This window comes from Azospirillum palustre (assembly GCF_002573965.1).
In the GTDB taxonomy this organism is placed as follows: Bacteria; Pseudomonadota; Alphaproteobacteria; order Azospirillales; family Azospirillaceae; genus Azospirillum; species Azospirillum palustre.
Genome location: NZ_PDKW01000041.1, coordinates 54,273 through 66,756 on the forward strand (window position 1 = coordinate 54,273; position 12,484 = coordinate 66,756).

The 12,484-nt window shown below is 69.4% G+C and carries 11 protein-coding genes; 5 read left to right on the forward strand and 6 right to left on the reverse strand.

Annotated features, from left to right (window positions below):
• Positions 1-59: 59 nt before the first annotated feature.
• Positions 60-773: a GntR family transcriptional regulator gene (locus tag CRT60_RS14145; RefSeq protein ID WP_098737079.1), complete on the forward strand. Its 714-nt coding sequence runs from the start codon at positions 60-62 to the stop codon at positions 771-773.
• A 28-nt stretch (positions 774-801) separates the two neighbouring features.
• On the opposite strand, the gene CRT60_RS14150 is transcribed toward CRT60_RS14145, so the two are convergent.
• Positions 802-3,198, reverse strand: coding sequence for a PAS domain-containing hybrid sensor histidine kinase/response regulator (locus CRT60_RS14150; protein ID WP_244592500.1), 2,397 nt, complete (start codon positions 3,196-3,198; stop codon positions 802-804).
• 183 nt (positions 3,199-3,381) lie between these two features.
• Positions 3,382-4,281, reverse strand: a complete 900-nt coding sequence (locus tag CRT60_RS14155) for a LysR family transcriptional regulator (RefSeq protein WP_098737081.1) — start codon at positions 4,279-4,281, stop codon at positions 3,382-3,384.
• Between the two features lie 75 nt (positions 4,282-4,356).
• On the opposite strand from CRT60_RS14155, the gene CRT60_RS14160 reads away from it, so the two are divergent.
• Together CRT60_RS14160 and CRT60_RS14165 are read left to right on the forward strand one after the other, a co-directional pair.
• The gene (locus tag CRT60_RS14160; protein WP_244592501.1) at positions 4,357-5,610 is read left to right on the forward strand and encodes an MFS transporter; all 1,254 of its coding nucleotides are present in this window, start codon (positions 4,357-4,359) and stop codon (positions 5,608-5,610) included.
• A 5-nt stretch (positions 5,611-5,615) separates the two neighbouring features.
• A complete protein-coding gene (locus tag CRT60_RS14165) occupies positions 5,616-6,161 on the forward strand; it encodes a GNAT family N-acetyltransferase (protein ID WP_098737082.1) in 546 nt (181 codons plus the stop codon).
• A 12-nt stretch (positions 6,162-6,173) separates the two neighbouring features.
• Here CRT60_RS14165 and CRT60_RS14170 read toward each other — a convergent pair whose 3' ends face one another.
• The 3 genes from CRT60_RS14170 to CRT60_RS14180 all read right to left on the reverse strand — a co-directional run bounded on the left by CRT60_RS14170 (position 6,174) and on the right by CRT60_RS14180 (position 7,140).
• Positions 6,174-6,425, reverse strand: coding sequence for a hypothetical protein (locus CRT60_RS14170; protein WP_098737083.1), 252 nt, complete (start codon positions 6,423-6,425; stop codon positions 6,174-6,176).
• Between the two features lie 167 nt (positions 6,426-6,592).
• Positions 6,593-6,796, reverse strand: a complete 204-nt coding sequence (locus CRT60_RS14175) for a YgaP family membrane protein (protein ID WP_098737084.1) — start codon at positions 6,794-6,796, stop codon at positions 6,593-6,595.
• Positions 6,793-7,140 (reverse strand): ArsR/SmtB family transcription factor, encoded by a 348-nt coding sequence (locus tag CRT60_RS14180; RefSeq protein ID WP_098737085.1) that lies wholly within the window; start codon positions 7,138-7,140, stop codon positions 6,793-6,795. The genes CRT60_RS14175 and CRT60_RS14180 overlap by 4 nt, the downstream gene beginning before the upstream one ends.
• A 72-nt stretch (positions 7,141-7,212) precedes the next feature.
• On the opposite strand from CRT60_RS14180, the gene CRT60_RS14185 reads away from it, so the two are divergent.
• Positions 7,213-8,280 (forward strand): efflux RND transporter periplasmic adaptor subunit, encoded by a 1,068-nt coding sequence (locus CRT60_RS14185; protein ID WP_098737086.1) that lies wholly within the window; start codon positions 7,213-7,215, stop codon positions 8,278-8,280.
• Positions 8,277-11,516, forward strand: coding sequence for an efflux RND transporter permease subunit (locus CRT60_RS14190; RefSeq protein ID WP_098737087.1), 3,240 nt, complete (start codon positions 8,277-8,279; stop codon positions 11,514-11,516). The genes CRT60_RS14185 and CRT60_RS14190 overlap by 4 nt, the downstream gene beginning before the upstream one ends.
• Positions 11,517-11,569: 53 nt before the next feature.
• Here CRT60_RS14190 and CRT60_RS14195 read toward each other — a convergent pair whose 3' ends face one another.
• A complete protein-coding gene (locus tag CRT60_RS14195) occupies positions 11,570-12,346 on the reverse strand; it encodes an SDR family NAD(P)-dependent oxidoreductase (RefSeq protein WP_098737088.1) in 777 nt (258 codons plus the stop codon).
• Positions 12,347-12,484 lie beyond the last annotated feature (138 nt).

Sequence of the window (12,484 nt, forward strand, 5' to 3'; positions counted from 1 at the left end):
ACAGGTAAATTGGATCCAATATCCAGGCAAGCGTTTTTCTCACCTCCCAGGTCTCCAGCATGTCCCAGCCTCCCGACTCCCGCCCCCCCGATGCGCGCCTTGCCGATCTGGCCGTGCTGATCGCGCGCAACCGGCCGCGCTTCCGCACCGCGACCGAGTTCGTCGAGGCGGCGATGCGCGAGGCGATCCTGGAGGGGGTTCTTCCGGCCGGCGCCCCGCTGCGCCAGGAGGATCTCGCCGCCGCCTTCGGCGTCAGCCGCATGCCGGTGCGCGAGGCCCTGCGCCAGTTGGAGGCCCGCGCGCTGGTCGAATTCCATCCCCACCGGGGCGCGGTGGTGGCGGAGATCTCGGCGGAGGATTCGGCCGACATCGGCGCCATCCGGGCGGCGCTGGAGCCGGCGGCCCTGCGGCTGTCGCTGCCGCATCTGACGGCGGACGACCTTGCCCTGGCGGCGGAGCTGATCGCGGAGATGGATGCGGAGACCGATCCCGGCCGCATGGGCGAGCTGAACCGGCGCTTCCACATGACGCTCTATTCCCGCGCCGGCCGGCCGCGCCTGCTGGCGCTGGTGGAACAGCATCTCTCCGCCGCCGACCGCTATCTGCGCTTCCAGTTCGCGGCGCTGGGCTACCATCCCCGCTCCCAGGACGAGCATCACGCCCTGCTGGCGGCCTGCCGTGCCGGCGACGCGGACGCCGCCTGCGGCATCGTCGTGCGCCACGTCATCCAGGCGGGCGAGCAGTTGAGCGCCTTCCTGGACGGGCGGGGGTGAGGCTGGCGGGGATGATGCCCCGCCTCTCCTACGGCGCGCCCAGCAGTTCGCCCAGCGCGTGGCTGAGCTGGCGCGGGGTCACCGGCTTGTGGATGATGCCCAGCCCATGGGCGGCGGCGTCGCGCTCGCACTCCGGGCCGGTCTCGCCGGTCAGGATCAGGCCGGGGACCGGCGCGCTGCCGGGATCGTCGTAAAGCGCGCGGATGCGGGCGACCGCCTCGGTGCCGTAGCGCCCTTCGCGCAGCCGGTAATCGGCGACGATCAGGTCGGGGCGGCGGCCCATGCGGCTCAACCCCTCCACCGCCTTCTGGGCGGAGCCGGCGACCAGCACCTGATAGCCCCATTCGCGGAAGATCGTCTCCAGCCCCAGCAGCACGATGGCGTCGTCGTCGACCACCACGGCGAAGCGGCCGCGTCCGGCGGTCGCCGCCTCCGCCGCGGTCACCGGCGTCTCGACCTTGCGGCCGAGCGGCAGGGCGATGACGAAGCTGGTCCCCTGCCCCGGCTTGGAGGTCACGTCCACCGGATGGTTCAGCAGCAGCGACAGCCGCCGCACGATGGCGAGCCCCAACCCCAGCCCGCGGTTGCGGTCGCGCTCCGGGTTGCCGACCTGATGGAACTCCTCCCAGATGCTTTCCAGATGGTCGGAGGGGATGCCGATGCCGGTGTCGCGCACCTCGATCAGCAGCCGCCCGCCAGCCCGCCGGCATTCGATGTCGATCCGCCCGCTTTCGGTATAGCGCAGGGCGTTTTCCACCAGATTGCGCACCATGCGGGTCAGCAGGGTGCGGTCGGTCCGGGCCGCGGCGTTGCAGGACAGGACGTGCAACTCCAGCCCCTTGGCCGCCGCCACCGGCCGGTAGGAGGCGGCGATGTGGTCGAACAGCGGGGCGACCGGCACATTCTCGATGTTGGGCTGGACCACGCCGGCATCCAGCCGCGACATGTCGAGCAGGCTGTCCAGCAGCTCCTTCAGCGCGTCCAGCCCGCGGCCCAGATGCATCAGCGCGGTGGCGCCCTGGCTGCCCTGGACATGCGGCTTCAGCACGTCGACGAACAGCAGCAGCGCCTGCAACGGCTGGCGCAGGTCGTGGCTGGCCGCGGCCAGGAACTTGCCCTTGGCGAGGTCGGCGGCCTCCGCCGTCTCCTTCGCCTGCAACAGCGCCTGTTGCGCCTGACGGCGGGCGGTGATGTCGCGGAAATAGACGGAGAGACCGTCGGAGCTGGGATAGATGCTGGCCTCCAGCCAGTTGCCCATAGTCGGAGACAGCACCTCTATGGTCATTTCACGGCCTTCGCGGACCGCCTGCTTCTGCGCTTCGAAGGCTTCGCTGCCCAGCACCCTGGGGAAGGCCTCCCAGACGCGACGGCCCAGCAGGGTGTCGCGCGAGCGGCCCCAGACCTGTTCGGCCTTGCGGTTGATGTAGGTGAAGCGCCACTGGTGGTCGACCGCATAGAAGGCGTCGCTGATGCTTTCGAGAATCTTCACCGCACGCTCGTGCGAGGTGCGGGCCTCCTCCTCCGCCCGCTTGCGCATGGTGATGTCGCGGAAGAAGCAGCCCACCCCCTCCGGCGTCGGCAGGAAGCGGACCTCCAGCCACAGGGTGGTGTCTTCGCCGTCGAAACGCTTTTCGATGCCGGTCGGCTGCCGCTCCGTCATCGTCTTGCGACACAGCGCCTCCAGGTCCGACCCGGCAAGCTGCGGCCACACCTCCCACAGGAGGCGGCCGCGCATCGCCGACAGCGACTGGTGGTCGAACTCTTCGGCGCGGCGGTTCTGGTAGATCACGCGGTAATCGCCGTCCAGCGCCACCAGCGCCTCGTCGATGCTGTCCAGAATGTCGGTCGCGCGCCGGCGCACGTCGGCAATCGCCTCCTCCATCCGCCGCTCGTCGGACCGGTCGTGCAGGATCCACAGGAATCCCTCCTCGTCGCCCTGGAGCGGCAGGACGGTCAGCGCAGCCCAGACGGCGAAGCCGTCCCGGTGGCAGAAGGGACGCTCCTCCTGGATGCGGCCCTCGGCCAGCGCGCGGGCCCGCAGGGCTTTGGGCGCGCCGGCGGCGACCTCCTCCGGCGGAAACAGGATGTCGACCGGCTGTCCCCTCGCCTCCTCCTCGCTCCAGCCCAGGATGCGGACGGCGCCGGGGTTCCAGCTGGTGATCAGGCCGGCAGGATCCAGGGTCAGGATGGCGTGGCCGATGGCGCTGTCGAGGATCGCGCGCAGCCGCCTCTCGCTGTCGGCATGGGCGGCGCGGCTGCGCTCCAGCGCATTGAAGGCGGTGCGCAGATCCTCGTTCAATGCCGTGACCGTCAGCAGATCGTCGCGGCCGCTGTAGGCGTTGGACAGCGCCGACTGGAGCCGGGCATTTTCACGCTCAAGCTCCTCCAGCCTTGCCAGCAGTTCCGCGTCCGGTCGAGCAGGCAAATCCGGCCCGGCTCCCGTTCGGTTATCGGCGGGCTCGTTCGGGACGGACGGCTGCTTGGTCATAGGCGCCCAAAGAAAAACAAAACGCTCATTCGTCGAGAGTGCGCAATGCCCAAAGCCGCTGTAAACCTTCCAAAAGCAATATTCCGGACGATTGCGATATCCGAAATGCAATCGATGTCGTTACCGCATATCGGTGATTGCCTTTACCATTGCCCGCACGCCGGCATCGAGCACTTTATCGCGCCGCAACACCAACCCAAGGGTGCGGATCAATGGCGGCGTCAGAGCTTGTACTGCGAACCGGTCGCAATCCTGCGGCCCCGCCACGGTGACCGACGGCAGGATCGACCGGCCGAGCCCGGCGGCGACGAGATTCTTGATCGCCTCCACATTGCCCAGCTCCATCGATGGCCGCGGCTGGATGCCGCCGGCCATGAACCAGCCGTCGATCACCGCCCGCATGGTCCCGCCGCGCTCGTAAAGGATCAGCGTTTCGTCCGCCAGCGCCGCCGGAGCCATTTCCGGGGCGGCGGTCTGCTCCGGTAGCGGCACGGCGCCGCGGGGACCGACACAGACCAGCTCCTCGGCGCAGACCGGTTCGATGGACAGGCCGAGGCGGCCGGCCGGCAGGGTGACCAGCGCCAGATCCAGCGTTCCGCCCTCCACCGCATCCAGGATGTCCGGCGTGTTGCCGGTGACGACGATGATCTCCAGCCCGGGATGGGCGCTGCGCAGGGCGGTCAGGATCGGCGGCAGGCGGTAAATGCAGGCGGTGGCCCCGGTGCCGATGCGCACGCGCCCGACCTGCCCGGCACGGTGGCGGCCCATGGCGGCCGATGCCGCCTCCATCTCCTCGCGCAGGCGGCGGATGAAGGGAAGCAGGTCGCGGCCGGCCGCGGTCGGCAGGGCGCGCTTGCCAACCCGCTCCACCAGCCGCACGCCGAAGCGCTCCTCCAGATTGCGGATCTGCATGCTGACCGCCGGCTGGGTCAGGCCGAGCCGGCTGGCGGCCTCGGTGAAGCCGCCATGCTCGATGACGGTCGCGAAGGTGATGAGCTGGTCGAGGTTGAGGCCACGCATACCCCCAGTCTTCCTTATGATTTCAATCAGATCAATAAATTTGCCTTTTCCCCGCCGGTCCACGACGGTGTGGGCATGACGACCGCCGCCATCGCCACTCCCGCCCCTACCCCCGCTGAAGAGCCCCGGCCGATCTGGTTCGTGCTGCTCTGCACCAGCCGCTTCGCCACCTCGCTGTCCTTCATGGTCTATGCCGGCGCGCTCGTGCCCGCGATGCAGGCCTGGGGCATGTCGGCGGGAGAGGCCGGGTCGATCCAGACCGCCTTCAACGTCGGCTACGCCCTGTCGCTGGTGGGCTCGTCCTGGTTCGCCGACAGCCTGGGCGCCAAGCGCGTCTTCCTGTGCGCCAGCTGGGCGACCGCGCTGACCGGCATCGCCTTCGCCATCTTCGCCCGCTCGGCGGAAAGCGGACTGCTGCTGTTCGCGCTGATGGGACTGACCCAGGGCGGCACCTATGCCCCCTCCATCATGCTGGTGGCGCAGGGCGTGCCGGCGGACCGGCGTGGTGCTGCGGTGGGCTGGCTGCTGGCGGCGGGGTCGCTCGGCTATTTCGCCTCCATCGCCCTTGCCGCCGGACTGGCCGAGCGGTTCGGCTACGAGGCGGCCTTCATCGCCTGCGGGCTGGGACCGCTGCTGGCGGCGCTGCTCGCCACGCCGGGCCTGCTCGGACGGCCCAATCTGGTGGCGGGCGGGGGAGCGCGGCGGCTGCGCGGCGCCTTCCGTTTCCTGTCCGACCGCCGCTCCTTCCTGCTGACCGCCGGCTACACCGCCCATTGCTGGGAACTGCTGGGCATGTGGGCGTGGCTGCCGGCCTTCCTGACCGCCAGCCTCGCAGGCGCCGGTGGCGACGGGGCCGGCGTGCGCGGGCTGTGGATCGCCGGTGCCATCCATCTCTCGGGCTTCCTGTCGTCGCTGCTGATGGGACGCGCATCCGACCGGCTTGGCCGGCGGACAGTGCTGGTGGCGATGGGCGTGCTGGGCGCCGCCTGTTCCTTCACCATCGGCTGGATGGACGGGATGCCGCTGGCCCTGGTCCTGGCGGTGGCGGCGCTCTACGGCTTCTCCGCGCTGGGCGACTCCCCCGTGCTGTCGACGGCGATGACCGAATCGGTCGAACCCGGCAGCCTGGGGGCGGCGCTCGCCGTCCGCTCCATTCTGGGCTTCGGCGCCGGAGGGGCGGCGCCGCTGGCGGTCGGTCTGGTGCTGGATCGGGCCGGCGGCGCAGCCGGTGCCGGCTGGGGCTGGGGTTTCGCGCTTCTCGGCGTCGGCGGCGGGTTGGCGACCGTCTGCGCCCTTCTTCTTCCCGCCGACCGTCCTGACCGGAGTTGATTCACATGGTCTCCATTGCCGGGCCCGCCATCACCGTGCGGGCATCCGCCGACACCGACATTCCCGCCATCACCGCCCTTTACGCCCGCCATGTGCTGCACGGCACCGCCTCGTTCGAAGAGGTTCCGCCGGACGAGGCCGAGATCGCCCGCCGCCGCGCCGACATTTTGGGCCGCGGCCTGCCCTATCTGGCGGCGGAATGCGAAGGGCGGCTGGTCGGCTATGCCTATGCCGGCCTGTACCGCACGCGCAGCGCCTACCGCTTCACGCTGGAGAATTCCGTCTATGTCGCCGACGGCATGGGCCGGCGCGGCATCGGCCGGGCGCTGATGGACCCGTTGATCGAGATGTGCGAGGCGGCGGGCTACCGCCGGATGATCGCGGCGATCGGCGACAGCGCCAACCACGGCTCCATCGGCCTGCACAGCGCCTGCGGCTTCCGTCCTGTCGGCATCCTGCCCGCCGTGGGCTTCAAGTTCGGCCGCTGGCTGGACGGCGTGCTGATGGAACGGCCGCTCGGCGACGGAAGCGACAGCCCACCGTCCGGCTGACCGGAAGCCCCATCAGTCGGCCCCCAGCAGCTCGTCCGGGCGCGGGCTGGGTGCCTTCGCCATCGGCACCGTCCGCGGCAGCTCCACGCCGGGCAACTGCCAGTCCACCGGCGGCGCCGATCCCGGCGTCGGCCGGTACTGGTCCAGAACCGCCAGCAGGGTCAGCAGCGCCAGGGCCAGGGCCACCACCAGCAGCCGGCGGTCCACCCCGGCCATCGGGCCCTTGTCATCGGCTTCGGCACTGTCGCGATCCAGCAGGGCCATGCTCCGTCCTCCCGTCTTCTCGTCCTTCGTATCTGGGACAAGCTTGATCGATGCGGCGGAACGTCACAATGTGGCTTTGCCGCAGTCTGCCTTCGGTTCAGGCGAAGGCAGACTGCGACCTCAAGGTCTATGCGGATCGTCTCCGCCGTGACATCAGGTGCATGCGCTCAGGTAAAGGCGGCGCCCGCCCTGGCGCCCAGCCGCTTGAGGACGACCGCCAACGGGCAGAAGCCGGTGAAGGCGGCCTGCAACAGGTTGGCGCCGACGAAGGCGGTCAGCCACAGCCACTGCGGGCTGTGCAGGTGCGACAAGGCCAGGCTCAGCAGGACAACGGTCCCGGCGAAGGCCATCACGATGCGGTCGATGCTCATGTCGATGTCTCCCGATGCAAGGATTGGTTCGAAGACGGAGGATTCTCCGGCGAAGGATCGCAATACAGCCCCGCCAGCACCTCGATCACGGCGGCGGCTTCGGCGCTTGCCAGCCTGTAGAAGATCGTCAGCCCGTCGCGGCGGGTCCGCACGAGGCCTTCGGCACGCAGCCTCGCCAGATGCTGCGACAAGGCCGACTGGCTGAGCCCGACCGCATCCGCGAGGTCGCCGACGCAGAGTTCCCCACGCCCCAGCAGGCAGAGGATGGACAGGCGCCGTTCGTTGGCCAGCGCCCTCAGCAGGCGCGCCGCCGAACTCACATGGCTGCGATCCAATTCATTCATTGACACTAAATTAGACTATTCTAAATTATTGGTCAAGAGGTGCTTCATCCATTCCAGTCAAGGTGGCCCGTCATGCCCCGCCGACCCGCAGGCCTCGTTCTGGCCGCGACGCTCCTGTTCGCCATCGTTCCGCTGTCCGGCGCGCTGGCCCAGCCCGATGCGGGGGCCGGCCGGCTCACCGTGCGCGCCCGTGCGGTGGAGGATCTGAAGGCCGTCTTCGCCACCGTGGAAAGCGTCCACGAGACGCTGGCGCGCACCCGCATCGGCGGCACCATCGCCGACTTGACGGCGAAGGAAGGGGACAAGGTCACCATGGGTCAGGTCGTTGCCACCGTGCACGACCCGAAGCTGCCGCTGCAACTGGCGGCGCTGGACGCGCGCATCCAGGCGCTCCAGGCGCAGCAGCATCAGGCCGGCCTGGAGCTGGACCGCGCCCGGCAGCTGCGGGCGAGCGGAACGGGGACGCAGCAGCGGCTCGACGACGCGCAGTCCGCCGTGGACGTGGCCCGCGCCCAGATCGCCGCCATGACGGCCGAGCGGGCGGTGGTGGAGCAGCAGCTGCGCGAGGGCGCGGTGTCGGCGCCCGCCAACGGCCGCATTCTCCAGGTCAAGGTCATCGACGGCGCCGTGGTGATGCCCGGCGAGACCGTCGCCAGCATCGCGACGGAAACCTATGTGCTGCGCCTGCGCCTGCCCGAACGCCACGCCCGCTTCATGCATGAGGGCGACCCGGTGCTGGTCGGCGACCGCGGTCTCGCCCCGGTCGCGCCATCCGGCGGCGAGGGGGCGCTGGACGCGAAGCCGCTCGACCTGAAGCGCGGTACCGTCCGTCAGGTCTATCCGGAGATGTCCGGCGGTCAGGTGGTGGCCGACGCCACGGTGAGCGGGCTCGGCGATTTCTTCGTGGGCGAGCGCGTGCGCGTGTACGTCGCCACCGGCACGCGGCAGGCGTTCGTCATCCCGCCCGACCATGTCCTGCGCCGCTTCGGCACCGACTTCGTACGGCTGGCCGACGGGACGGAGGTGCCGGTCCAGGTCGGCGGTCCGATTCCCAGCGTCGGCGACCAGCGCGGCGGGATCGAGGTGCTGTCCGGCCTGAGACCCGGCGACGTGATCGTCCGCCCGGACGGTGCGCGATGAGGCTCGGTCTCTCCGGGGTGCTGACGCGGACCTTCATCCGCTCGCCCCTGACCCCGCTTCTGCTGCTGGCCTCGCTGGTGGTCGGCACGGTCGCCCTGCTCTCGCTGCCGCGGGAGGAGGAGCCGCAGATCAGCGTGCCGATGGTGGACATCCTGGTTCGCGCCGACGGGCTGAAGGCGGACGACGCGGTCGAGCTGGTGACCAAACCGCTGGAGGAGATCGTCAAGGGCATCGACGGGGTCGAGCACACCTACAGCCAGACCCTGGACGACCGTGTGGTCGTCACCGCCCGTTTCCTCGTCGGCACCTCGGCGGACGAGGCGATCCTGCGCGTGCACGAGAAGGTGCGGGCCAACCTGAACCGCATCCCGCTCGGCATTCCGGAGCCGCTGATCGTCGGGCGCGGCATCAACGACGTGGCGATTTTGACCCTGACGCTGGCCCCCAGGCCGGACGCGGCGTCGCGCTGGACCGACACCGCGCTGTATGGCGTGGCGGACGAGCTGCTGGCACAGCTGGTGCAGGTGGAGGATGTCGGCCGCAGCGTCATCGTCGGCGGCCGTCCCGACCAGATCCGGGTGGAACCGGATCCGGAGCGGCTGGCGCTGTTCGGCGTCACGCTCAACCAGCTGGTCGACAAGGTGAGGAGCGCCAACCGGTCCTTCATGGTCGGCTCGGTGCGGGCCCAGGGCGGCAGCCTGCCGGCGCTGGCCGGCCAGACGCTCCAGGGGACCGCCGACATCGGCCTGCTGCTGGTCACCGCCCGCGACGGCCGCCCGGTCTATGTCAAGGATGTGGCCGACATCGTGATGGGCGCGCGGCCGGACGAAAGCACGGCCTGGAACCTGCTGCCCGACGGCAAGGGCGGGCTCGTCCAGACCCCGGCGGTCACCATCGCCATCGCCAAGCGCGCCGGGGCCAATGCCGTGACCATCGCCGGGCGCGTTCTGGAGCGCGTGCAGGCCATCCAGGCCGGATCGCTGCCCAGGGACCTGACGCTGACCGTCACCCGCAACTATGGCGAGACGGCGAACGAGAAGGTCAACGAACTGCTGTTCCATCTGGCGCTCGCCACCGTGACCATCGTCGCGCTGATCGTGCTGGCGATCGGCTGGCGCGAGGGCATGGTGACGCTGATCGTCATCCCGACCACGATCCTGCTGACCATGTTCGCGTCCTGGCTGATGGGCTACACCATCAACCGCGTCAGCCTGTTCGCGCTGATCTTCTCCATCGGCATCCTGGTGGACGACGCCATCGTCGTGGTGGAGAACATCGACCGCCACTGGTCGATGCGCGACGGCCGCAGCAAGGTCCAGGCCGCCATCGAGGCGGTCGCGGAGGTCGGCAACCCGACCGTCGTCGCCACCCTGACCGTCATCGCGGCACTGCTGCCGATGATGTTCGTGTCCGGCCTGATGGGCCCCTACATGAGCCCGATCCCGGCCAACGCATCGGCCGCCATGGTTTTCAGCTTCTTCGCCGCCATGGTGCTGACGCCCTGGCTGATGGTGAAGCTGCGGCCGGGCGACGATGCTCCGGCCGGGCACGGCGATGAAGACAGTGGCGGGCATGGCGGCGGGCATGGCGATGGACGGGGCGGCCTGCTGGGCCGCCTGTATCTCTCCGTCGCGCGCCCGGTCATCCGCAGCAAACGCCGGGCCTGGATTTTCCTGCTCGCGGTCGGGGTGGCGACGCTGGCCTCGACGGCGCTGTTCTACACCAAGGACGTGGCGGTCAAGCTGCTGCCCTTCGACAACAAGTCTGAACTCCAGGTCGTCGTCGACCTGCCGCGCGGCGCGGCACAGGAGGATACCGGGCGCGTGCTGCTGGCCGCTGCGCGGAAGATCGCCGACCTGCCCGAACTGGCGAGCGTCCAGGCCTATGGCGGCACCGCCTCGCCCTTCAACTTCAACGGTCTGGTCCGCCATTACTATCTGCGCGACCAGCCGGAGCAGGGCGACCTGCAAGTCAACCTCGCCCCCAAGGGCGAGCGCCGCCGCAGCAGCCACGACATCGCGCTCGACATCCGGGCGCGGCTGAGGGATCTGGCGGTTCCCGACGGCACCTCGCTCAAGGTCGTCGAGGTGCCGCCCGGTCCGCCGGTGCTCTCCACCCTGCTGGTCGAGGTCTACGGCCCCGATGCGGAGACGCGGCGCAAGGCGACGGGCATCGTCCGGGACGCCTTCCGCAGCGTCGACTTCATCGTCGATGTGGACGACACCGTCCGCCCGCCCGGCGAGCGGCTGCGCTTCGCGCTGGACCGCGAGAGCCTGGAGTTCCACGGTGTCGAGGAACAGGCGGTCTATGACACGTTGCAGGCGCTGGTCGGCGGCGTGCCGGTCGGTTACTCGCATCGCGGGGCCGGACGCACCCCCATCGAGATATCGGTGCGGCTGCCGAAGTCGGGCCTGTTCCTGTCGGAGCGCATCCTGGCGACGCCGGTGCCCGGCGCCCGCGGCACGGTCGAGCTGGGCGACCTCGTCACCATGACGCGGGAACCGGCCTCCTATCCGCTGTTCCGCCGCAACGGCCGCTTCGCCGAGATGGTGATGGCCGATCTCGCCGGACGCTACGAGGCGCCGGTCTACGGCATGCTGGCGGTGCAGGAGCGGCTGAAACGGATCGACTGGAAAGCCGCCGGGCTCACAGCGGCGCCGGACATCCTGCTGCATGGACAACCCGCCGACCAGAGCAAACCCGCGCTGCTGTGGGAGGGCGAGTGGGAGATCACCTATGTCACCTTCCGCGACATGGGGGCCGCCTTCGCGGTGGCGATCCTCGGCATCTATCTGCTGGTGGTCGCGCAGTTCGGCAGCTTCACGCTGCCGCTGGTGATCCTGGTGCCGGTGCCGCTGACCCTGATCGGCATCGTGCTCGGCCACTGGCTGTTCGGGGCCGCCTTCACCGCGACCTCGATGATCGGCTTCATCGCCCTGGCGGGCATCATCGTGCGCAATTCGATCCTGCTGGTGGACTTCATCCGCCATCTTCGCGACCGCGGGCTGTCGGTGCGGGAGGCCGCCCTGGAGGCCGGGGCGATCCGCTTCAAGCCGATCCTGCTGACGGCGGTGGCGGCGATGATCGGCGCCGCCTTCATCCTGACCGACCCCATCTTCCAGGGGCTGGCGATCTCGCTGCTGTTCGGCCTGCTGAGTTCGACGCTGCTGACCGTTCTGGTCATCCCGGCGATCTACGTCGTGCTGCGCGACGATGCCCCGGGCCGGAGGGAATAGCCGGGAACGGCGGTGGGGGGCTTCACCCCTGCCGCCGTTCACTGCCGGCCGTCTCAGGGCATGTACTGGCCGCCGTTGACGTCGAGGATCTGTCCGGTGATGTAGCCGCTGCAGGCGTGCGAGGCGAAGAACAGGAAGGTCGGCGCGCATTCCTCCGGCTTGCCGAAGCGGCCCATCGGGAAGCCGGCGCCGATGCGGGCCTTGGTGTCCGTGTCCTTGTCGGCGTGGAAGGCGGTGTCGAAGGTGCCGGGCGACACCGTGTTGAAGCGGATGCCGTCCTTCGTGTGGAAATTCACCCAGTTCTTCTGGATGTTGTGCAGCCACGCCTTCGCCGCACCGTACAGACCGGCGCCGGGGCCGCCGCCGGTGTAGCCGGCAACCGAGCCGACCAGGATCACCGACGCGGTGGTTCCGCTCTGCGTGGCGGACTCCTTCAGGTGCGGCAGCGCGTATTTGGTGACCATCAGGGCGGAGCGCGCATTCAGGTCGGTCACCGCGTCGAAGAATTCGTCGTCGATCTCCTCCAGCGGCTTGCGCGCGACCAGACCGCCCGCATTGTTGATCACCACGTCGATACCGCCGAAGCGGGCGACGAAATCCTCGACCAGACGCTTGGCTCCCTCGCTGGACGACACGTCGCCGGACAGGAAGGCGACCTCGCCGTCCAGCGCGTTCAGCCGGGCCAGCGTGGAATCGAGGTCGGCCGGCGCCTTGCGGCCGTTCATGCCGACAAGCGCGCCGTGGCGGGCGAACGCCTCGACCGCCGCCAGACCGATTCCCTGGGTCGACCCCGTCACCAGAACGCGCTTGCCCTTCAGATCACCGAACATGTGTGAGCCCTTCCTTCCCTCGTGTTGAAAATCCGCGAAGCGCGGTACGGTCCGCGCTCAACGCGCTCAATGTCTCAAATATTGAGACATTGTTCTCAATATAATCAGGATGTTAGGGGTGAAGAGGGGTCTGGTCAA